The 21597-nt window shown below is 72.5% G+C and carries 20 protein-coding genes; 12 read left to right on the top strand and 8 right to left on the bottom strand.

All coding sequences use genetic code 11. The features are described from left to right. Positions 1-49 precede the first annotated feature (49 nt). Complete coding sequence (locus IF67_RS0127140) at positions 50-1033, bottom strand: MurR/RpiR family transcriptional regulator (protein WP_234341369.1); 984 nt, start codon at positions 1031-1033, stop codon at positions 50-52. Positions 1034-1435: 402 nt separating this feature from the next. Then, positions 1436-2920 (bottom strand): aromatic amino acid ammonia-lyase, encoded by a 1485-nt coding sequence (locus IF67_RS0127150; protein ID WP_030989971.1) that lies wholly within the window; start codon positions 2918-2920, stop codon positions 1436-1438. A gap of 185 nt (positions 2921-3105) precedes the next feature. Here IF67_RS0127150 and IF67_RS0127155 point away from each other — a divergent pair, with 185 nt between their 5' ends. From IF67_RS0127155 to IF67_RS0127170, 4 genes are read left to right on the top strand one after another with little or no spacing between them, the layout of a single operon-like run. After that, positions 3106-4335, top strand: a complete 1230-nt coding sequence (locus IF67_RS0127155; protein ID WP_037839910.1) for an ABC transporter ATP-binding protein — start codon at positions 3106-3108, stop codon at positions 4333-4335. Beyond that, positions 4332-5006, top strand: a complete 675-nt coding sequence (locus tag IF67_RS0127160; RefSeq protein WP_030088429.1) for an ABC transporter permease — start codon at positions 4332-4334, stop codon at positions 5004-5006. The genes IF67_RS0127155 and IF67_RS0127160 overlap by 4 nt, the downstream gene beginning before the upstream one ends. Positions 5007-5013: 7 nt before the next feature. After that, on the top strand, positions 5014-5685 hold the full coding sequence (locus IF67_RS0127165) for an ABC transporter permease (protein WP_030989975.1): 672 nt from the start codon (positions 5014-5016) through the stop codon (positions 5683-5685). 47 nt (positions 5686-5732) lie between these two features. Beyond that, complete coding sequence (locus tag IF67_RS0127170) at positions 5733-6665, top strand: ABC transporter substrate-binding protein (RefSeq protein WP_030989976.1); 933 nt, start codon at positions 5733-5735, stop codon at positions 6663-6665. A gap of 149 nt (positions 6666-6814) precedes the next feature. On the opposite strand, the gene IF67_RS0127175 is transcribed toward IF67_RS0127170, so the two are convergent. The 3 genes from IF67_RS0127175 to IF67_RS0127185 all read right to left on the bottom strand — a co-directional run bounded on the left by IF67_RS0127175 (position 6815) and on the right by IF67_RS0127185 (position 9713). Continuing rightward, positions 6815-7924, bottom strand: coding sequence for a sigma-70 family RNA polymerase sigma factor (locus IF67_RS0127175; RefSeq protein ID WP_420708721.1), 1110 nt, complete (start codon positions 7922-7924; stop codon positions 6815-6817). Between the two features lie 261 nt (positions 7925-8185). Then, complete coding sequence (locus tag IF67_RS0127180) at positions 8186-8596, bottom strand: hypothetical protein (protein WP_158713174.1); 411 nt, start codon at positions 8594-8596, stop codon at positions 8186-8188. A gap of 79 nt (positions 8597-8675) precedes the next feature. Further along, a complete protein-coding gene (locus IF67_RS0127185) occupies positions 8676-9713 on the bottom strand; it encodes a LacI family DNA-binding transcriptional regulator (RefSeq protein WP_030989982.1) in 1038 nt (345 codons plus the stop codon). 232 nt (positions 9714-9945) lie between these two features. Here IF67_RS0127185 and IF67_RS0127190 point away from each other — a divergent pair, with 232 nt between their 5' ends. From IF67_RS0127190 to IF67_RS0127205, 4 genes are all read left to right on the top strand, one after another. After that, positions 9946-10863 carry an amidohydrolase family protein gene (locus tag IF67_RS0127190; protein WP_030989984.1) on the top strand — a complete coding sequence of 306 codons (918 nt, stop codon included), beginning with the start codon at positions 9946-9948 and terminating at the stop codon, positions 10861-10863. Further along, complete coding sequence (locus tag IF67_RS0127195) at positions 10860-11417, top strand: cysteine dioxygenase (RefSeq protein ID WP_030989986.1); 558 nt, start codon at positions 10860-10862, stop codon at positions 11415-11417. Before IF67_RS0127190 ends, IF67_RS0127195 begins: the two co-directional genes overlap by 4 nt. A gap of 167 nt (positions 11418-11584) precedes the next feature. After that, the gene (locus IF67_RS0127200) at positions 11585-12997 is read left to right on the top strand and encodes a purine-cytosine permease family protein (protein ID WP_030989988.1); all 1413 of its coding nucleotides are present in this window, start codon (positions 11585-11587) and stop codon (positions 12995-12997) included. A gap of 41 nt (positions 12998-13038) precedes the next feature. Next, on the top strand, positions 13039-13461 hold the full coding sequence (locus tag IF67_RS0127205; RefSeq protein WP_037839913.1) for a hypothetical protein: 423 nt from the start codon (positions 13039-13041) through the stop codon (positions 13459-13461). 364 nt (positions 13462-13825) lie between these two features. Here IF67_RS0127205 and IF67_RS0127210 read toward each other — a convergent pair whose 3' ends face one another. Then, positions 13826-15214 carry a cystathionine beta-synthase gene (locus IF67_RS0127210; protein ID WP_030989992.1) on the bottom strand — a complete coding sequence of 463 codons (1389 nt, stop codon included), beginning with the start codon at positions 15212-15214 and terminating at the stop codon, positions 13826-13828. Between the two features lie 203 nt (positions 15215-15417). On the opposite strand from IF67_RS0127210, the gene IF67_RS0127215 reads away from it, so the two are divergent. From IF67_RS0127215 to IF67_RS0127225, 3 genes are all read left to right on the top strand, one after another. Beyond that, positions 15418-16431: an SGNH/GDSL hydrolase family protein gene (locus tag IF67_RS0127215; protein WP_030989994.1), complete on the top strand. Its 1014-nt coding sequence runs from the start codon at positions 15418-15420 to the stop codon at positions 16429-16431. A gap of 204 nt (positions 16432-16635) precedes the next feature. Next, a complete protein-coding gene (locus IF67_RS0127220) occupies positions 16636-17856 on the top strand; it encodes an acetyl-CoA C-acetyltransferase (RefSeq protein WP_030989996.1) in 1221 nt (406 codons plus the stop codon). Positions 17857-18613: 757 nt separating this feature from the next. Continuing rightward, the gene (locus tag IF67_RS0127225) at positions 18614-19567 is read left to right on the top strand and encodes a hypothetical protein (protein ID WP_030989998.1); all 954 of its coding nucleotides are present in this window, start codon (positions 18614-18616) and stop codon (positions 19565-19567) included. Between the two features lie 87 nt (positions 19568-19654). On the opposite strand, the gene IF67_RS0127230 is transcribed toward IF67_RS0127225, so the two are convergent. Then, on the bottom strand, positions 19655-20014 hold the full coding sequence (locus tag IF67_RS0127230; RefSeq protein WP_030989999.1) for a hypothetical protein: 360 nt from the start codon (positions 20012-20014) through the stop codon (positions 19655-19657). 98 nt (positions 20015-20112) lie between these two features. Here IF67_RS0127230 and IF67_RS0127235 point away from each other — a divergent pair, with 98 nt between their 5' ends. Next, entirely contained in the window at positions 20113-20340 is a 228-nt protein-coding gene (locus IF67_RS0127235) for a DUF4287 domain-containing protein (protein WP_030088455.1), read from the top strand. A gap of 132 nt (positions 20341-20472) precedes the next feature. On the opposite strand, the gene IF67_RS0127240 is transcribed toward IF67_RS0127235, so the two are convergent. Further along, complete coding sequence (locus IF67_RS0127240) at positions 20473-21336, bottom strand: Bax inhibitor-1/YccA family membrane protein (RefSeq protein ID WP_030990002.1); 864 nt, start codon at positions 21334-21336, stop codon at positions 20473-20475. Between the last annotated feature and the right edge of the window lie 261 nt (positions 21337-21597).

A 21597-nucleotide genomic window follows, 5' to 3' on the forward strand; every position in this document is an offset into this window, starting at 1 on the left:
GCACCCCCGGCCCACCGCTCTGCTCCCCCGCCGTGTCGCTCCCCGCGGCTCACTCCACGAACAACCCCCGCGCCGCCGCGCCCGCGTCGAACTCCTCCAGGCGGGCCTGGGCGTCCGGGAGGGCGTCGCACATCGCTTCCAGCAGGACGCGGCCCAGGAGCATGGGGGCGCAGGCCGTGTCGAAGGCGAGGCCGGTGCCGACGGGGGCCGGGAGGAGCAGGTCGGTGTGGTGGGCGACGGGGGCGAAGGCGCTGTCGGCGACGGTGACGACGGTCAGCCCGGCCGTCCGGGCGTAGTCGAGGGCGTCGACGACCTCACGGGGGTGACGGGGCAGGGCGAAGCAGAGCAGGGCGCTCGCGCCGGCCCGGACGGCGGCGTCGATGCGGTCGGCGAGCATGGTGCCGCCCTCGTCCAGGAGGCGGACGTCGGGGTGGACCTTGCGGGCGAAGTAGCTGAAGCCGGCGGCCTGGGCGGTGGCGGCGCGCAGGCCGAGGACGGGGAGCGGCCGGGAGGCGGCGAGGAGGCGGCCCGCCTCGCTCACCGGCGACGGGTCGGCGAGGGCGGCGGCGAGCTGGCGGAGGTTGTCGATCTCCGCTTGGACGGCCTGCTGGTACTCGTTGTAGGAGCCGGTGTCGCCGGGCTTGTCGGTGGGGGCGACCTCGCGCAGATGGCGGCGCAGCGCCGGGTAGCCGTCGAAGCCGAGGGCGACGGCGAAGCGGGTGACGGACGGCTGGCTGACGCCGGCCAGTTCGGCGAGTTCGACGCTGGAGAGGAAGGGGGCATCTGCGGCCCGGCGCACCATGCAGTGGGCGATCCGGCGCTGGGTGGGTGTCAGCCGGTGGCCCTCGAAGAGCTTCTGGAGGCGGGCGGCGGTGCCGCTCTCCCCGGCGGCGGTGCCGGTCTCCGCGACGGTGTCCCGACGGGCGGCGGCAGCAACCTCCGGGCCGGCCGGCACGCCCCGGGCCCCGCCGACCCGACCCCGGACATCGTCCCCCGCCGGGGCACCATCGCCCGTCGGGACGCCGTCCGTCATGCCGCCGTCGTGCCCGCCATCACCGTCGTGCGCGCCGTCCTCGTACCCGCCGTCCTCGCCGCGCCCGCCACCGATGTCCCTCGGCTCGTCGCCCGCCGTGCCGCCGACGCCGTTGCCGTTGTCCCCGTCCCCGCTCATCGCCTCTTCTTCCCGGCCCGGTCGGGGGCCTTGTCCTGTGTCGACCGACTGTACGGAATTCCTGGCCCGGTCCGGCCCGGGATACGCGCCACGTTCCGGCCGTACGCGATCACCCCCGGCCCCCGGCCCCCGTCCCCCCGCGACCACGCGGGAACGCCGCGCCGCCCGGAGCCGCAGCCGCAGCCGCAGCCGCAGCCGGAGCCGGAGCCGGAGCCGCACAGCATCCCCCCGCCACCCGGCCGCCGTACCCGAACGGCCCGCCCCTCACAGCTCCGCCAGCCCGTCCAGCAGGCCCGATGCCACCGCCACGTCGTTGGTCAGCGGGCGGTCCTCCATCCGCGGGTCGAGGGCGTCGGCGGCGAGGGCGTAGGCGGTGGCGAGGGGGAGGCCGGGGTCGGGCTCCAGGGAGCGCATCCGCAACGCCCGTACGGCGGCGACCAGTTCGCAGGCGAGGATCTGGCGGTAGTAGGTGCAGGACCGCAGGGTCTGGCGGGCGCCGAGGGAGGCGAAGCTGGCCTGTTCCTCGACCCCGCGGGAGAGCACGGCGTGGCCGAGCGAGGCCGGGTGGGAGACCGCGCGCATCTCGCCGAGCGCCGCACCGGCCGCGTATTCGAGGATCATGACGCCGGAGCTGGCGGGCGCCGCGTCGCCGAGGAAGGGCCGCAGCCGGGTGAAGTCGGGCTCGGAGAGCGCGGCGAGCCGGGCGGTGGACAGCCGGGCGGTCTGGAGCACGGCCAGCCGGAAGGCGTCCAGGGCGAGCACGGCATGCGCGGCGTAGAAGTTGCCGTGGTGGTAGGCGGCCTGGTCCTCGATGCTGATCAGGGGGTTCTCGGCGGCGGCGTTCACCTCGACCGTCAGCACCTCGTCCAGGGTGTCGGCGGCGTCCAGTGCCGGGCCGTGGATCTGCGGGATGCAGCGGAAGCCGTACGGGTCCTGGATACGGCCGAGGGGCGGGGACGGTCGGGGCGGGACGCCGGAGAGGGTGCGCAGCCGGGTGGCGGCGGCCGCGGAGCCGGGGTGCGGGCGGGCGAGCATCACCGGCTCGGCGAAGGGCTCGTAGGAACCGCCGACCGCGAGGAGGGAGAGCGCGGCGATGGGGAGGGAGGCGGCCAGGAGCCGGCGCAGTTCGTCGAGGGCGAGCGCGGACTGGCCGAGGGTGAGGGCGTTGCTGCTGATCAGGGCGAGGGCGTCGTTGTTGTCGAGGGCGAGGGGGGCGGGGGCCCAGCCGCCTGCCGCACAGTGCCAGGGGTGCTCGCCGGCCAGCGCGAGGCCGGTCTGGGCGAGGGCGGCCAGGTCGCCGGTGCCGACGGCGCCGTGTTCGTTGACGACGGGGTGGGCGCCGGCGTCCAGCGCGTCGAGGAGGGAGGTGATGACGGCGGGGTTGAGGCCGGCACCGCCCGCCAGCAGCTGATTGGCGCGTACGGCGAGCATGGCGCGGACCTCGCGGGCGGGCAGCGGGTCGCCGATCGCGCCGGCGTGGCTGCGCAGCAGCCGCAGTCCGTGGTCGGCGTCGGCGGCCCCGACGTCCTCCGTACGGTTGGCGCCGACGCCGGTGCTGCGCCCGTAGACCCGGCCGGTGGCGGCGAGGCGGCGAGCGGTCTCCCAGGATTCCTCGGCGCGGGCGAAGGCCTTGGGGTCGGGGGCCGTGGGGTGGGCGGTGCGCTCCGCGAGGGCGGCGATGCCGTCGGTGTGCAGACCGGTGCCGTCGAGTGTGATGCGCCGGCCGGTGCGGGGACCGTTGTCCAGCATGTGAGAAACCAAGGGGCTCAACTCCCTCTTATAACGCGCTTTGTGGACGGAAGTCCGACACCTCGTTCCGTACGGTGAGCCGAAGTAACAGGCGATGTAACGGACGATTTACTTCTGCCTATTGACTTCTATTCACGTGCCTAAGACTCTGCATGACACTATGCAGGCCGGGCAAGGGGCAGCGGATGATCAAGTTCGACGCAGTCAGCAAGCGATACCCGAATGGCACCACCGCCGTGGACGAGCTGTCCCTTGACCTCCCTGAGGGCGGTGTCACCGTCCTCGTCGGCTCGTCGGGCTGCGGCAAGACCACCACCCTGCGGATGGTCAACCGCATGGTCGAGCCGACGTCCGGCACGATCAGCGTCGGCGGCCGCGACATCCTGGAGGCGGACGCCGCGGAGCTGCGCCGCGGTATCGGTTATGTGATCCAGCAGTCCGGTCTCTTCCCTCACCGTACGATCCTGGACAACATCGCGACGGTCCCGCTGCTCCTGGGCTGGGGCAGGCGCAAGGCCCGCGCCCGCGCCGCCGAGCTGCTGGAGCTGGTCGGCCTGCCCGCCGACTCGGGCAAGCGCTATCCGCACCAGCTCTCCGGCGGCCAGCAGCAGCGCGTCGGCGTCGCCCGCGCACTCGCCGCCGACCCGCCCGTCCTGCTGATGGACGAGCCCTTCGGCGCGGTCGACCCGGTCGTCCGCGCCCAGCTCCAGAACGAGCTGCTGCGGCTCCAGGAGGAGCTGCGCAAGACCGTCGTCTTCGTGACCCACGACATCGACGAGGCGGTCCGGCTGGGCGACCGGATCGCGGTCTTCCGCACCGGCGGCCGCCTCGTCCAGTGCGCCGAGCCCGCCGAGCTGCTGGCCCGCCCCGCCGATGACTTCGTCGCCGACTTCCTGGGCGCCGAGCGCGGGCTCAAGCTGCTCTCGCTCACCACCCTCGCGGACGTTCCGTACGCGCCCGGCCAGGCGATACGCGCGGACGAACCGGTCGGCAAGATATCCCGCAACGGCGGCCGCTGGCGCCTGGTGACCTCCCCGCGCGGGGAACCGCTGGGGTGGCTGGACACCGACGCGCTGCCCGCCGGCGGGACGGCCGGCGAGGCTCCCCTGGAGGCCGTACGGCCGCTGCGCGACACCGATTCGCTGCTCTCGGCGCTGAACGAGGCGGTCTCCTCCCCCGCCGCCGCGGTCGCCCGGGTCACCGCGGACGGGCTGCTGGCGGGCCTCACCTCCCGTGACGCCATCCACGACCGGGCGGGCCGCAGTCACGCGGAGGCGGGCCGGGCGGCGGCGTCCGGGCACACCGCCCCCGGGACGCCCGCTTCCGAGGACGCCGACTGGGACGCCGACGGGGACGCAAACGGGGACGCCCCCGCGCCCCGCAAGACCGCCTCCGCGACGGAGCGCCCCGCATGACCGTCGAATGGGGCTGGTTCCCCGACCACGCCGATCAGATGGCCCGGCTGACCGCGGACCACCTCGCCACCGCCGTGCCCGCCGTCCTCCTCGGGCTGCTGATCGCGCTGCCGCTGGCGGTCCTCGCCCACCGGGTACGGCCGCTGCGCGGCTTCATCCTCGGCGCGTCCAACATCCTCTACACCATCCCCTCCCTCGCCTTCTTCGTCCTCCTCCTGCCGGTCACCGGCCTCACCCGCACCACCGCGATCGTCGGTCTGACCGCGTACACGCTGGTCGTGCTGGTACGGAACACCGTCGAGGGCCTGGACGCGGTCCCGGTCAAGGCCCGCGAGGCGTCGAAGGCGATGGGGACCAAGCCGCTGCGCACCCTGCTCACCGTCGAGCTGCCGCTCGCCCTCCCGGTGATCATGGCAGGCATACGGGTCGCCACCGTCATGTCCATCTCCCTGGTCAGCGTGGCGAGTTACATCGGATACGGCGGCCTCGGCCAGCTCTTCACCGACGGCTTCCAGCGCAACTTCCCCACCCCGGTCATCGCCGGTGTGGCCCTGACCCTGCTGCTCGCCCTGGTCGCCGACGCGCTGCTGGTGACCGTCCAGTGGCTGTGCACCCCCTGGCGGCGCGGCACCCCCCGGCAGCGCACCTCTCTGTGGCGGAAGGCAGCGTGACGCGCCGATGCTCGAACTCCTGAAGAACCTCCTCTCCTGGCTGACCAGCCCGGCCCAGTGGTCCGGCCCCGAGGGCATCGCCGCCCGCGTCCTGGAGCACCTGGAGTACTCGGTGCTCGCCACCCTCGCCGCGGCCGTGATCGCGCTGCCCATCGGCCTGCTCATCGGGCACACCGGCCGCGGCGCCTTCCTCGCCGTCAACCTCTCCTCCTTCGGCCGGGCGCTGCCCACCGTCGGCCTGGTCACCCTGGTGTTCCTCGCGGGCGGGCTGAGCGTGTGGCCGGTGTATGTGTCGCTGGTCGCGCTCGCCGTGCCCGTGATCATCACCAATACGTACGCGGGGATGGCCGCCGTCGACCCCGAGGTCAAGGACGCCGCCAAGGGCGTGGGACTGCGCGGCCGGCAGGTCCTCTGGCAGGTCGAACTGCCGCTCGCGCTCCCGCTGATCATGACCGGCGTACGGCTGGCGACCGTGCAGGTCGTCGCCACCGCCACCATCGCCGCCTATGTCAGCTTCGGCGGGCTGGGCCGCTATGTCTTCGACGGGCTGGCGCAGCGCGACCTGGTGCAGGTCCTCGGCGGTGCGGCCCTGGTCGCCGTGCTCGCCGTCGCCGCCGACCTGGCCCTGGGCGGCCTCACCCGGCTGCTGTTCCGCGGCCGCCCGGCCGCCGCCCGCTGAGCACCTGCCGCCCCCGCCCTCTCCGTACGTCCCGAGGAGTCCCGCCCATGAACCGTCGTACCGTCTTGACCACTCTCCTCGCCGGCGCCTCGGCCCCGCTGCTGGCCGCCTGCTCCTCCGGCATCACCTCGCTCAAGGGGGACGGCGCCGGCGGCGACAGCGGCAGCAGCAGCAGCAGCGGCGGACTGGTCATCGGCACCGCCAACTTCACCGAGAACCAGATCCTCGGCTACCTCTACGCGGGCGTGCTGAACGCCGCCGGGGTCAAGACCACCGTCAAGCCCAACCTCGGCTCCCGCGAGATCGTGGTCCCCGCACTGCGCTCCGGCGATATCGATCTGCTCCCCGAATACCAGGGCAGCCTGCTGCTCTACCTCGACAAGAAGGCCACCGAGACCGAGGCGGGCGCGATGCAGAACGCGCTGGCCACGGTTCTCCCCGACGGCCTCGAAGTCCTCCCGTACGCGGCCGCCGAGGACCGCGACAGCTTCGCCCTGACCCGCGCGACCGCCGATCGCTACGGCCTCAGGACGCTCTCCGATCTGCGCAAGGCCAACGGAAAGCTGGTGTTCGGCGCGGCCGCGGAGATGAAGAAGCGGGTCGTCGGGGTCGTCGGCCTCAAGGACCAGTACGGCGTGGAATTCAAGGAGTTCAAGGCGCTGGACTCGTCCGGGCCGCTGGTCAAGGGCGCACTGAAGAAGGGCGACATCGATATCGCCAATGTCTTCACCACCGACGTCGACACCGCGGAGAACGGCTGGATCCTGCTGGAGGACCCCAAGCACCTCATCCCCGCCCAGCACATCGTCCCGCTGATCGCCGCCCGCAAGGCCGACTCCAAGGTCCGCAAGGCCCTCGCCCGTCTGGGCAACACCCTCACCACCTCCCACCTCACCGAGCTCAACCGCCTCGTCGACAAGGAGAAGCAGGACCCGGACCGGGTGGCCGACGCCTGGCTGAAGAAGCACAAGCTGGGCTGAGAGGGGGCGGGAGCCCGGCTGTGGCGGGGCGGTCGGCCGGATCACCGGCCTCGCCGTCGGACGGCCGGGCCGCCGCCGCGCGATGAGTTTCCCCGCCCGGCGGCTGGGGCACGGCATGTGTCACGTACCGGAGGGGCTGGGCCTGCTGCTCACGGTGACGGGGCTGGCCGAGATCCTTCCGGCTGTCCCTCCCCCGAGGGCGCCCCCGCCCGCTCCGTGACCGCCCCCTCCGTAACCGCGTCCTCCGGAACCGCGCCCTCCGTGACCTGGCCGCCGTAGCGGAGCGGCAGTCCGAACAGCGGGAACAGCCGCTCGGTGTCCAGGAACGACTGGAGCGCGGTGATCCGGCCGTCCGCCGTCTCGATGACCTGGATCGCCCAGGGCTCACCGTCGGCGCGGTACTGCCCGAACGCCGGCCGGCCGTTCGCCGTGACCGGCACCAGATGCGACCCCTCGCAGCCACCGCCCGGCCCCAGCAGCCACTTCAGGATGTCGTCGCGGCCGCGCAGCCACAGCTCGTACGGCGGCATGGACAGCGTGGAGTCCTCGTGCAACAGCGCCGTGAGCGCGTCCATGTCGAACCGTTCGAAGGCGTCGACATAGCGCTGGAGCAGCGCCTGCTGTGCGTCGTCCAGGGGCCGCGGCGGTTCGTCGGCGGTGTCATCGGACGCGGCGAGGGTGGCGCGGGCCCGCTGGAGCGCGCTGTTGACCGAGGCGACCGAGCTGCCCAGCAGCTCGGCGACCTCGCTCGCCGACCAGCTGAGCACCTCCCGCAGGATCAGCACCGCCCGCTGCCGGGGCGCCAGCCGCTGGAGCGCGGCGATGAACGCGAGCCGGATCGACTCCCGGGCGACGGCGGTCTCCGCCGGGTCCCCTGCGGACGCCAGCACCCGCTCGTCCGGTACGGGCCCGATCCAGGTCGCCTCGGGCAGTCCCCTGCCGACCGGCGTGTCCACGCTCGACGGGGAGGCGAGATCCATCGGCCGGGCCCGGCGCCGACTGCCCTTGAGCAGGTCCAGGCAGACGTTCGTGGCGATCCGGTACAGCCAGGACCGCAGGGACGCCCGCCCCTCGAACCGGTCGTAGCTCCGCCAGGCCCGCACCATCGTCTCCTGCACGGCGTCCTCGGCCTCGAAGGCCGAGCCCAGCATGCGGTAGCAGTAGCCGGTCAGCTCGGTACGGTGGGCCTCCAGCCGGTCCGCCGGTTCCCCCTGCGGCGCGCCCCGCCCGGCACCGTCCGCCGCGGTGATCTCGCCCACCGCCACGGTTTCGCCCGTCAAGGCCTGTTTCGTCGAGGGCTGTTTCGTCGAGGCCTGTTTCGTCGAGGACCGTTTCATTGAGGACCCGCCCATCCACCCGTCGGCCGACCACCGTCACACGCGCCCGACGCTACCGGAGCATCCGGCACCCAGTCTGCTCCTCGGCGCGGGGCTTTGCAGCGGGGGCCGGGGGCCGGCGCACGGCACACGGACGGGCCGGGGCTCCGCCGCCCCGGCCCGTCCCGCATCACCCGGCCACCGTCAGCAATCGGAGAGCGAGAGCACCGCACCGGAGACCAGGCCTCCGAAAGCCCCGGCCGTGGCGCCCGGGGCACACCCGGTCTCGGCGCCGGCGATGCATCCGCCTATCCCGCCGGACACCACATAGTCCCGGATCTTGTCGTTGGCGCACTTCGAGTAGCTCTCGGCCGCCATGCCCCGCGCGGAGACACCGAGCTGCCGGAAACTGCGGGTCGCCCGCACGGTGACCGTGGCGCCCTTGGCGCGGTAGCTGACGTGCGCCGTTTTGCCGTTCTTGAGTTTGATTGCGGTGCCCAGGCGGCCCACCGTCCGATGGCCGGGACCGACCAGCGTCAGCTTCTTGCCGGCGACGGTGAACTGACGGCCCGCCACCGGCGCGGCGCCCACCGGCCATCGGGCCGACGACGTCACTCCCGCAATGCGTTCCCACGACGCCACTCCCGCCGCGCCGATCCCACCACATCACTCCCGCGGCACCGTTCCCGCCGCGTCACTCCCGCGGCGCCACCGCCGACCCGCGCTCCGAGAGGCGCGGGGCGCACAGGATGCGTTTGCGGCGGACCCGGCGGCCCTCGATGGCGGCGACCGCGAGGCGGGCGGCTTCCTTGGCGATGGCCGCCAGGCCCCAGTCGACGGAGGTCAGGGGCGGGGTGAGGACCCGGGAGACGGGGTGGTCGTCGAAGCCGACGACGGAGAGGTCACGGCCGACGGTGAGGGAGGCCTCGGCGGCTGCCGCGTAGACGCCGTAGGCGATGGAGTCGGAGAAGCAGAAGACGGCGGTGGGCGGGGCGAGCCCGGCCGGACGGCGGCCGTCCGGGCTGTTGGCCAGGACCCGGCGGGCCATCGCGGTCGCCGCGTCCAACTCCTGTGGACAGGGCAGGACTTCGGCCTCGACGCCGAGGCGGTCGGCGGCCTCGCGGACATAGACGTCGGCGGGGCGGTCGGGGGTGGAGGGGCCGGTGGGGGTCAGCACGGTGACCCGGCGGTGGCCCAGCCCGCGGAGGTAGTCCAGGACGGCGTCGATGCCGGCCCGGTTGTCGAAGAGCACCTCGCCCGCCGTACGGGCCCGGCTCAGGGCGTCGCCGATGGAGACCACCGGCACGGCATCGGCGATCTTCGACCAGCCCTCGGCGGACGGGTCGACGGGTGAGACCAGGAGGCCGTCCACCCGCTGGTCGCGCAGTTGCTTGGCGAGGGTCAGCTCGCGTTCGGGGTCGCCGCCCGCGTCGAGGATCAGCGCATAGCGGTCGCCGGCCAGCAGCTCGCGCCCTATCGCCGCCATCAGCTGCTGCTGCCACAGGTCCTGGAGATCACCGGCGAGCACCCCGACCGTGCTCGTACGGCCGCTGGCGAGGGCGCGGGCGATCGGGTCGGCCTCGTAGCCGAGGTCGGCGGCGGCCTTGCGCACCCGCTCCTCGGTTTCCTTGGAGACGTGCTTGCCGCGCAACGCGTAGGAGACGGCTGCGGTGGAGAGGCCGGTGGCCTCGGCCACCTCGCGGAGGGTGGTGCGCTTATTGGGCCTGGCCATGCCGGAAGCCTACCCAAGGAGCGGGCGGCATCCGGCCATGATGCGGAGCTCCCGAGGCGGCTCTCCCGGTGGGGGCAAAGGCCCGGCAGCTCCGGCACGGCCTTGACAGTGCCTGCTGTTAACCGCTTCACTTAAACGCATCAGTTAAGCGGTTAAGTGAAGCGGTTCAAGGCGCCGGACCACGCGGTCCGTGTGCCGTCCGTGCGACCGCCCCGCGCCCCGAGGGAGGCCCGTGCCCACCGACGTCCACCAGCACATCTGGCCGCCCGAGTTCGTCGCGCTGCTGCGCTCGCGCAGTGCGCCGCCGCGGCTGGACGGCTGGACGCTGCACCTGCCGGGCGAGCCCCCGTACGCCGTCGACCCCGCCGACCACGACATCGCGGCCCGCGCCCGGCTCGCGCGCGCCGACGGCCTCGATCTGGCCCTGGTGTCGCTCTCCAGCCCGCTCGGCATCGAATATCTGCCGCCCGCCCAGGCCGCACCGCTGCTCGCCGCGTTCCACGACGGCGCACTGGACCTGCCCGCCCCCTTCGGCGTCTGGGCCTCGGTCTGCCTGTCCGCGCCCGAGCCGGACGCCGAGGCGCTGCGGCGCGAGCTGGCCCGCGGCTGCGTGGGGGTCCAGCTCCCCGCCACCGCGCTGCTCGACGCCGCCGGGTGGGCCCGTTGCGCACCGCTGCTGGACGCCGCCGCCGAGCAGGACGCACCGCTGTTCATCCACCCCGGCCCGGCGCCGTCCGCCGACGGGGACGCGCCCGCCTGGTGGCCCGCCCTGGTCCCCTACCTCCAACAGCTGCACGCCTCCTGGTTCGCCTTCCGCGCCTTCGGCCGGCCGCGCCACCCGGACCTGCGGGTCTGCTTCGCAGCCCTGGCCGGACTGGCGCCGCTGCACGGCGAGCGGCTGGTCGCCCGCGGCGGCGGCGGGGACCGGGGCCGGGTGGACTGCAAGGCGTTCTACGAGACGTCCTCCTACGGGACCCGTGCGGTCGACGCGCTCGTCCGGGCCACCGGCATCGATGTCGTCGTCAGCGGCAGCGACCGCCCCTATGCCGCCCCCGTCATCCCCGACCTCGGCGCGCAGGCCGCCGTCCACGCCCTGCGTACCGCCAACCCGGCCCGCCTGCTGGGCCCGACGAAAGGAGCCCGCCCATGACGTACCGCACCTCCCTGGCCGACACCGCCCGCGAGGTCCCCGACGGCGAGGAGCCGTTCACCGCACTGCCCGAGCGCAACCTCGACAAGCGCGAGCTCCAGGCGCTGGTCGACGAGCTCGCCACCCGCCCGGACCTCTGGCGCGAACAGGTCGCGTTCTCCGACACCGAGCGCCACTACGCCTCCCTGCACCGCGACGAGTTCGTCGATGTCTGGCTGCTGTGCTGGACCCGGCAGAACGACACCGGCTGGCACGATCACGACATCTCCTCCGGGGCGGTCCATGTCGTCCAGGGCGTCCTGACCGAGTCCAACCCCCGCATCGGCGGCGAGCACCTGGCCACCGCGGTCGGCACGGGTTCCTCCTTCTCCTTCGGCCCGGACCACATCCACCGGCTCACCGGCGCGAGTGACGACGCGGTGTCGGTGCACGCGTACTCACCGCCGCTGTGGCGGCTGGGCCAGTACGACATCACCGGGGACGGGCTGATGCGGCGGGTCTCGGTCTCGTACGCGGATGAGCTGCGGCCGATGGACGGGGCGACCGCGGCCTGAACGGCCGTACGGCCCGGGACCACGGGCCCCGGGCCCCTTCCTCAGCGGGGCGCGGCCGTCCGCGGCCGGGCACCCGCGACCACGAATTTCACCCCTGCCTATTGACCTTCCATTCATCGCCATCGATCCTGCATGAATCCATACAGGCGGCGACGCGAGGCGGACTCATGGCAGGTGTGGTCGAACGGCGCTCCATCGACGTCGTCCCCGACGACGAACGGCACGGCAGCGCGGTCAGCCAGTTCACGCTCTGGCTGGGCGCCAACCTCCAGATCACCGCCGTCATCACCGGCGCACTGGCCGTCGTCTTCGGGGCGAACGCCTTCTGGTCGCTCATCGGGCTGCTGCTCGGCAACCTCCTGGGCGGTGCGGTGATGGCACTGCACTCCGCCCAGGGGCCGCGGCTCGGCCTGCCACAGATGATCACCTCGCGGGCGCAGTTCGGGGTGCGCGGCGCGGTGGTCCCGCTGGCGCTGGTCATCGTGATGTACATCGGGTTCTTCGCCAGCGGCAGCGTGCTGGCCGGGCAGGCGGTCGGAGAGCTGACGCACCTCGGCGAGACCCCCGGGATCGTCCTCTTCGCCGCGGTCACCGCGGTCGCCGCGGCCGTCGGCTACCGCCTGATCCACACCCTCGGCAAGATCGCCGGTCTGGTCTGCGCACTGGCCTTTGTCTACCTCGGCATCCGGCTGCTGGAGCGCACCGACCTCGGCACGCTCCTGGCCGACCACCGCTTCGGGCTGCCGGTCTTCCTGCTCGCCGTCTCGCTCTCGGCCTCCTGGCAGCTGGCGTTCGGCCCGTACGTCGCCGACTACTCGCGCTACCTCCCGCGGCACACCTCGGCGCGCGCCACGTTCTGGTGGACGCTCTCCGGTTCGGTGCTCGGCTCGCAGTGGTCGATGACGTTCGGCGCGCTGGCGGCCGCCGCGGCGCCCGCCGCGTTCGTGGGGCACGAGGTCAGCTATATCGTCGGCCTCGGCGGCGCCGGACTGATCGCCTCGTTCCTCTACTTCGCGATCGCCCTCGGCAAGCTCACCATCAACATCCTCAACACCTATGGCGGGTTCATGTCGCTGGTCACCAGCGTCAGCGGGTTCCGGGGGCAGCGCACCCTCAGCCCGCGCGGCCGCTCCGCGTACATCGCCGGAATCATGCTGGCCGGCACCGCCGTCGCGCTCCTGGGCAAGGACTCCTTCCTGACGTCCTTCAAGGACTTCCTGCTGTTCCTGCTGACCTTCTTCACGCCCTGGTCGGCGATCAACCTCGTCGACTACTACCTGATCTCCAAGGAGCGCTACGACATCCCGGCGCTCAGCGACCCCGCCGGCCGCTACGGCGCCTGGAACGTGCGGGCACTGACGGTCTACGTCCTCGGAGTGCTCGCCCAGCTCCCGTTCCTGGCCACGCACTTCTTCACCGGCCCGCTGGTGGCACCGCTCGGCGGCGCCGACATCTCCTGGCTCGTCGGGCTCGCCGTGCCGGCCGTCCTGTACTGGGTGAGCGCCCGCCGCGACACCACGCGCACGGCGGAGCCGGCAGCGCCCCACGAGGACCAGGCGACCGCCGAATTGGGGGGCTAGCCCTACCGCGCCGCCCGCCCGGCGGCCGTACGCTCGGCGGCATGGCGACACACGACCCCGACCTGCGCAAGGACCTCGACGCGACCCTCCAGACGCGCAAAGAGCTGGGTCCGGAGTACGAGTCGGAGCTCCTGGAGTCCTTCCTGGAGAAGCTGGACCGGAGCGTCGACCAGCGGGTACGGCGGCAACTCGCCGAGCAGCAGCTCCAGGTGGCCCGCGGCACCCGGCCGCCGCGCCCCAGGGGCGGCGGCAAGGAGGTCTGGGAACGGTTCGGGCTCGCCGCTCTCTCGCTGGTGCTGGCCGTCCCGCTGTCCGCGATCGCCGTGAGCCAGGCGGGTCAGCCGGGGCTGCTGATGTGCTGGGCCGGGATCGTCGGCGTCAACGCCGTGCAGGCCAGGGGCCCGCACAAGCTGCTGCGCCCGCGTACGGACCGCCGCGACGGCGCAGCGGACTCAGGCAACTGACAGGGGACCGGCAGAGGACCGAAGGCTCCGGCGGGAGCCGGATGTGCGGGGACCGCCGCACCCCGGCCGAAGCCAGGGGCGGGACGACGGCGGTCCCCGCAAGGGACGCGTACCGGGCAGAGCCGGTCGTCGCATCCGGTGGCGATCGTGGAGGTCCGGGAGCCGCTCCGGAGGTCCTTATCGCCGTGACAACACTGTGCCCGCCGCGTGTTAAGCCCGTGCTGCGTGCACATGACGCATACGTACACCTTGCGTCGACGGGCCGTTTCCTGACGGCCACTTGACGCCCCGAAGGGTGCGGAAACGGGCGGCGGCCGGGGCGGGGCAGCGGCTGCACCCCCGCCCCGGCCGCCGGGGCCCACTGCTACTTGCCGGCCTCGCGCGCCAGATAGGCCAGCAGGTCCTGCCGGCTCACCACGCCCTTCGGCTTGCCCTCGACGAGGACGACCGCCGCGTCCGCGTTCTCCAGGACCGCCATCAGATCGGCGACCGGCTCGCCCGAGCCGACCTGCGGCAGCGGCGGGCACATGTGCTTCTCCAGCGGGTCGGTCAGCGAGGCCCGCTGGGTGAACAGCGCATCGAGCAGTTCGCGCTCGACGACCGAACCGACGACCTCCGCGGCCATCACGTCCGGGTGCCCGGCGCCCGGCTTGACGATCGGCATCTGCGAGACGCCGTACTCGCGCAGGACGTCGATCGCCTCGCCGACGGTCTCCTCCGGGTGCATGTGCACCAGCGAGGGCAGCGCGCCCTCCTTGTGCTGAAGCACCTCGCCGACGCGGGCCGCGGGGCCGCCCTCCTCCAGGAAGCCGTAGTCGGCCATCCACTCGTCGTTGAAGATCTTGGACAGATAGCCACGGCCGCTGTCCGGCAGCAGCACGACGACCACGTCGTCCGGGCCGAGCTTGGAGGCGACCTCCAGCGCACCCACCACGGCCATTCCGCAGGAGCCGCCGACCAGCAGGCCCTCCTCCTTGGCGAGCCGCCGGGTCATCTGGAAGGCGTCCTTGTCCGAGACCGCCACGATCTCGTCCGCGACCGTGCGGTCGTAGGCCGTCGGCCAGAAGTCCTCACCGACGCCCTCGATCAGATACGGGCGCCCGGAGCCGCCGCTGTAGACGGAGCCCTCCGGGTCGGCGCCGATCACCTTGACCTTGCCGTCACTGGCGTCCTTCAGATAGCGGCCGGTGCCGCTGATCGTGCCGCCGGTGCCGACGCCCGCCACGAAGTGGGTGATCCGCCCGTCCGTCTGCGCCCACAGCTCGGGACCGGTCGTCTCGTAGTGGGAGCGCGGATTGTTCGGGTTGCTGTACTGGTCCGGCTTCCACGCACCGGGCGTCTCGCGCACCAGACGGTCCGAGACGTTGTAGTACGAGTCCGGGTGCTCGGGATCCACGGCGGTCGGGCAGACCACCACCTCGGCGCCGTAGGCCCGCAGCACATTGATCTTGTCCGTGGACACCTTGTCCGGGCAGACGAAGATGCACTTGTAACCCTTTTTCTGGGCCACGATCGCCAGGCCCACGCCGGTGTTGCCGGAGGTCGGCTCAACGATGGTGCCACCTGGCTGGAGCTCACCCGACTGCTCGGCGGCCTCGATCATCCGCACGGCGATCCGGTCCTTGACCGATCCGCCGGGGTTGAAGTACTCGATCTTCGCCAGGACGGTGGCCTGGATTCCTCGAGTGACGTTGTTGAGCCGCACGAGCGGGGTGTTGCCGACTAGCTCAATCATCGAATCGTAAAACTGCACGGTGGTCTCCGCGGTAGGGGGCGGCACGCTCTCCTGCGCCCGTGCGGCCAGCCTATTGCCCGGGTCCGTTAGAGGAGGGATGAGTTGCGTTCCGTGCAGGAACGGGCAACACCCTGTTGTAGGAGTTCTTGCCGATTCACGAGCGCGTCCGGCCCGCAGCGGGCCCAGGGCGCGCCTGCACTGCGCGGGGAGGAGCCCGGCCCATGCCGATGACGATGTCCAGGGCCAGAGTGGCGCGACGGATCGCGACCGCCGCCGCTTTCGGCGGCGGCGGGATCGGGCTGCTCGGGGTGGCCACGGTCGGGGTGCTGCTGACCGAGGTCCGGCTGGCACGCCGCACGGTCGGCGGCTCCAGCGACATTCCGCCGTGCGCCGACGGCCGCTACGGCGCCGCCTTCGACCACCGCACCGACCACCCGCCGCTGCGGCTCGGCTTTCTCGGCGACTCCACCGCGGCGGGCCAGGGCGTCCACCGCGCCCGCCAGACCCCCGGCGCGCTGCTCGCCTCCGGTCTGGCCGCGCTCTCCGAGCTGCCCGTCGACTTCCGCAATGTGGCACTGCCCGGCGCACAGTCGGACGACCTGGAGCGCCAGGTGGAGCTGATACTCGCGGACGGCAGCCAGACCCCGGACGTGTGCGTCATCATGATCGGCGCGAACGATGTCACCCACCGGATGCCCCCGGCCCAGTCCGTACGCCATCTCTCCGAGGCGGTGCGCAGACTGCGCGCGGCAGGCTGCGAGGTGGTCGTCGGCACCTGCCCCGATCTGGGCACCATCGAGCCGGTCTACCAGCCGCTGCGCTGGGTGGCCCGGCGGCTCTCCCGGCAGCTCGCCGCCGCCCAGACCATCGGGGTGGTCGAGTGCGGCGGCCGTACGGTCTCGCTCGGCGATCTGCTCGGCCCCGAGTTCGAGGCGCATCCACGGGAGCTGTTCGGACCGGACAACTACCACCCGTCGGCCGAGGGCTACGCCACCGCCGCGATGGCCGTCCTGCCGACGCTGTGCGCCTCGCTCGGCCTGTGGCCGGAGAAGGAGCAGCCGGAGCCCGCCCGCGGCGAGGGGCTGCTGCCGGTAGAGCAGGCGGCCGCCGAGGCCGCCGCCGAGAGCGGCACGGAGGTCACCGCCTCCCGGGCGCCCTGGGCGCTGCTCAAGCACCGCAGGCGCCGCCAGCTGCCGGCGCCGGAGCCGACGGACCCCTCGTCGGTCACGCGCTGACGGGGCGGCCGGCGGGCGTGCCCCGGGCGGCACGGAACGAACGGGGAGGAGCCGTACGGGAATACCGTGCGGCTCCTCCCCGTTCCCATAAGCGCCCGCTTAGAAAAGAGGCCCGCATCACAGCGCGGACCCCGTGACCTCAGCACTACGTGCAGGTAACTTCCCTCACAGTCCGCCCTTTTCCCGCGCACTTGGAGCCGTGTGATGCCCGAAGCCGTGATCGTCTCAGCCGCCCGCTCCCCGATCGGCCGCGCCTTCAAGGGCTCGCTCAAGGATCTGCGTCCGGACGACCTGACCGCGAAGATCATCGAGACCGCCCTCGCCAAGGTCCCCGAGCTGGACCCCAAGGACATCGACGACCTGATGCTGGGCTGCGGTCTCCCCGGTGGCGAGCAGGGCCACAACCTCGGCCGCATCGTGGCCGTCCAGATGGGGATGGACCACCTCCCGGGCTGCACCATCACCCGTTACTGTTCCTCCTCCCTCCAGACGACCCGCATGGCACTGCACGCCATCAAGGCCGGTGAGGGCGATGTCTTCATCTCGGCCGGTGTCGAGACCGTCTCGCGCAGCGTCAAGGGCAGCTCCGACGGCCTGCCGGACACCCACAACCCGCTCTTCGCCGACGCCGAGGCCCGTACCGCGGCGCGCGCCGAGCAGGAAGGCGCCGACTGGCACGACCCGCGCGCGGACGGCCTGGTCCCGGACGCGTACATCTCCATGGGCCAGACCGCGGAGAACCTCGCCCGCCTCAAGGGCGTCACCCGCCAGGACATGGACGAGTTCGGCGTGCGGTCCCAGAACCTTGCCGAGAAGGCGATCAACGACGGTTTCTGGGAGCGGGAGATCACCCCGGTCACGCTGCCCGACGGCACGGTCGTCTCCAAGGACGACGGCCCGCGCGCCGGCGTCACCGTCGAGGGCGTCTCCGGCCTCAAGCCGGTCTTCCGCCCCGACGGCCTGGTGACCGCCGGCAACTGCTGCCCGCTGAACGACGGTGCCGCGGCGCTGGTCATCATGTCCGACACCAAGGCGCGCGAGCTGGGCCTGACCCCGCTGGCCCGGATCGTCTCCACCGGCGTCTCCGGCCTGTCGCCCGAGATCATGGGCTACGGCCCGGTCGAGGCCAGCAAGCAGGCGCTGCGGCGGGCCGGCCTCTCGGTCTCCGACATCGACCTGGTCGAGATCAACGAGGCCTTCGCCGCCCAGGTGATCCCGTCCTACCGCGACTTGGGCATCGACCTGGACCGCCTCAACGTCAACGGCGGCGCCATCGCCGTCGGCCACCCCTTCGGCATGACCGGCGCCCGCATCACCACCACCCTCATCAACTCCCTCCAGTGGCACGACAAGCAGTTCGGCCTGGAGACGATGTGCGTGGGCGGCGGCCAGGGCATGGCGATGGTCATCGAGCGGCTGAGCTGAGCTGTAGCGGAGGGTAGGGGTCGGGCGCGAGGTACGAGTGCCCGGCACCTGCCCGCAGCGGAAGCGAAGCGAAGCGCGACCATGAGCACGAGCGGCTGAGCTGAGCCGCGGCGTAGCGGAGAGTAGGGGCCGGGGCTCAGGAACGAGCGCCCCGGCCCCTGCTCCTGTCCCCACCGGCGGCGAAGCTCAGCCCGGCCGCCGCCCCCCGCAGCTCGAAGGGGAGCGCGACAAAACGGACCAACTCCCGCCGGGCGCACACCCTTCGCTGTCGTGCGGATACCGGCGGCGACACGGCGTGACCCGCGTCACTCGTTAACGAGATCGCGACCCAATCCCCCCCAGGATTGTGACCAACGCCCTGGAGGAGAAGCGTTCTTGCAGGTCAGCATGGGGTCACTCGTACGTACGGGGCTCTGCGCCCCCTCCTTTTCGGGACATAGCGCACCGGGAGCGGTCGCCGAGGACCGGCAGGCTGATGTAGGAAGTCGGAGAACATTCTGCTAACGGGAGTACGCCGGTGAGTGAGCCGCTACCAGGAGTGATCCCGTGAGTGAGTGCGTCAGGGGGGTCACCCCGCCCGACGGCCGGGGGAAGTCCGCGTACCTGTGCGCGGCCCGCGCGAAGAGGGCCGCCGAGCGAAGTGGGGAGGACGCATGAGCGAGCGCCGCATGGGGGTACCCCCGGCCGAAAGCCGGGGGCAGGTCATCGAGCAGCGCGCGTCTCGCGCATGCGAGACCGAACGAAGAGAGGTTTCGGCATGAGCGTCACCACTGTCGTCCTGCTGAGTGCCGCGGCCGTCGCCGTGGCACTGGGCGCCGCCGCCCTGCACACCACCCGCGGTCTGCGCCGCCAGATCGCCGAGCTGCACGCCGAGCTCACCGCCGCCCGTCAGGACGCCGTCGCAGGTGCCGAGGCGGTGCGCCCGGCCGTCGCGACCATCCCGGCCGCCCGCCCCACTCCGGCCGCCGAGACCCCGCTCGCCGATATACGCGCCGCCGTCGCCGACGCCCTGGCCGAGGAGCGGGAGCGCGAACTGGCCGAGGCCCGCGCCTTCTGGGCCGCGCAGGAGGCCAGGGACGCCGCCGACGCCCCGTCGCTGCTGGGCGGCCTGGCCGGCCTCGGTGACGAGGGCCTGCTGGACGCCCGTGCCGACCGCGAGCTGCCCGAGCGCCAGGAGCCCGACCGGCTCGACATCCAGCCGTTCCTGCCCCGTCAGGCGGACCTGGCCGGACTGGAGCCGCTGCTGGGCTCGGACGCCATGGAGGCGATGGACGCACTGGAGTCCATGGACGCCCTGGACGCGCCGGAGTTGGAGCCGGTCGAGGAGACCGAGTCCGCCGAACTGGCCGCCGCGCGCCGGCGCCACCCCTCGCACCCCGACTTCTCCCCGTCCCCGGTGATCAGCGATCACGAGCGCACCGTGGCGCGCCTGGAGGAGCTGGCGCAGCAGGCGACCCCGCTCGCGGACGTACGCCCCGGCCCGCTGGGCACCCTGGATGTCTACGTCTTCACCGACGGCACCACGCTCTGCCTGACCCCCGGGCAGCGCGAGACCGCGGAGCGCGTGGCCGGCGCACTCCACGCGGGGCACGCCCCCGTGCTGCTGGGCGGCTCCGGTATCTCCGGTGCGTATGCGCTGACCTTCGCCTGGGGCGAGAGCCGCGAGGAGAGCGTCTACATCCTCGCCGACCGCGTGATCGCCTCGCTCTGACCCGGCGCGGCGGCAAGCCCCCGGGGCTGTCCCGTCACTCCTGACGGGCGCACGACGACAGCTGGGGCCTGATCCGGACGACAGGCTCTAGCAGCGTGCCGCCGCCGCCCGGACGCATCGCACGGCCTCCGCCAGTTCTTCGGCGGGGGCCACTTTCGCGTCAGAATCCCCCGCTCGGTCGGCCATCCGCACCGCCGCGGCCCGCAGCGCCTCGACGAGGTCGTGTCCGGCCACCGCGAGCTGGTCGCCGGCCGCGAACATTCCGGCGTCCGGTAGCTCGTACGGGGACTCCTCCGGCCGCTCGATCAACTGCGCCCGGGTCGCCAAGTGTCGTGCCAGCGCGAGTGCTTCGCCCGCGGCACCTTGGCCGAGCCTGCTCTGCGGCAGCGATCTGAGGCGGTCGGCGAGGGCGTCAACGGCGGTCTGCAAGGGGGTCACGTCAAGCACGACGTGAGCCTATGCGCCACCCCGGGGTGGTTGCCAACGCCCGAACGCTCAGGCACGGTGGGCTGAAGTACCAGCATCGACCGCGTCCGGAGGCGCCGATGTCTCAGCTCTTCTCCGAAGAGACCCACCGGAACATGCTCTCCCGTATCCCGCACTGCACCGGCCGGGAAATCTCCGACTGGCTCCGCACCGTTGAGGAAGGCCCCGCTCTCTTCCGCTTCGACGAAAAGGTCAGCTGGCTCCGCGGCGAGCACAATCTCGCCTACGGGCACGCCAAGGCAATCGTCCATGAACACGACCTCAGGCGCGCCGCGCGCAAGTTCTGATACCGGGTGACGGGCTCCGCCCCGGTCCGGTTCAGGACTCTCACCGTGCATCACGCCGAAGGGCCCGCAGGCACTGTGCCGGCGGGCCCTTCGTACGGCGCGTGGACGCTTCGGCGCCCGTGTCGTGCGGGGTCAGTCGCCCCGGAGGATCGAGATCAGCCGCAGCATCTCCATGTAGATCCACACCAGCGTCAGCGTGAGGCCGAACGCGGCCAGCCAGGACTCCTCGCGCGGAGCGCCGTAGGCGATGCCGTCCTCGACCTGCTTGAAGTCCAGGGCCAGGAACAGCGCGCCGAGGACCACGCCCACGATGCCGAAGACGATGCCCAGGCCGCCACTGCGGAAGCCGAGGCCCTCACCGCCGCCGAACGCCATGAACATCACGTTGACCAGCGACAGCAGGACGAAGCCCATGGCCGCGATCATCACGAAGCGGGTGAAGCGGGCGGTGACCCGCACGATCCGCGTCTTGTAGGCGACCAGCATGGCGACGAACACCGCCATCGTGCCCAGCACCGCCTGCATGGGGGCGCCGTTCATGTTCGGCAGGCCGTTGATGAAGCCGCTCAGCGCGCCGAGGAAGAGGCCCTCCAGCGCCGCGTACGCCAGGATCAGCACGGGCGACGGCTTGCGCTTGAAGGACTGGACGAGCGCCAGCACCATCGCGACCAGGCCCGCGCCGATGGCGAAGCCGAGGCTCTGGGTCAGGAAGAGCCAGCCGACGGTGGCGCCCGCGATGACCGTGCCGAGCGTCATGCCCGTGCGCGCGACGACATCGTCCATCGTCATCGGGCGGGTCTGCGGCGTGTACTGCGGTGGTGCCTGGGTGACGTCCTGCTGGCCCTGGGCGTACGGGTTGCCGCCCTGCGCGTAGGGGTTTGCTCCGGCGTACGGGTTCGCGGCGGGGCCCCCGGCCTGCGGCGGCGCGTTGAAGCCCGCGTAGCCGGTGTCGCGGCTGAACCCACGTCGCGAGAAGACCGGGTTGCTGCTCCTCATCTCACTCCTCCATGGCCGCCGTGCGCGGCCTTGACGGCAAGCGTAATAGCTTGGCAAAGGCGCGTCGCTAGTTCTTGAGCAGGATCTTTCCCTGAACTCGCGAGGACACCTCCTCCATGGGGAGGACGTATGAGCGGGCGCAGAGGTGCCCGGAGCGGGGCCCGGGCACCCGGCGCGCGAGGCCGGTTGACGGCGCGGCCGTTACACCGCCGCGTCGCCACGTCCCCGGCATTCCGGGTATTCGATCTCTCGTTGTGCTCT

The organism is Streptomyces sp. NRRL S-1813 (assembly GCF_000719605.1).
Taxonomy (GTDB): Bacteria; Actinomycetota; Actinomycetes; order Streptomycetales; family Streptomycetaceae; genus Streptomyces; species Streptomyces decoyicus.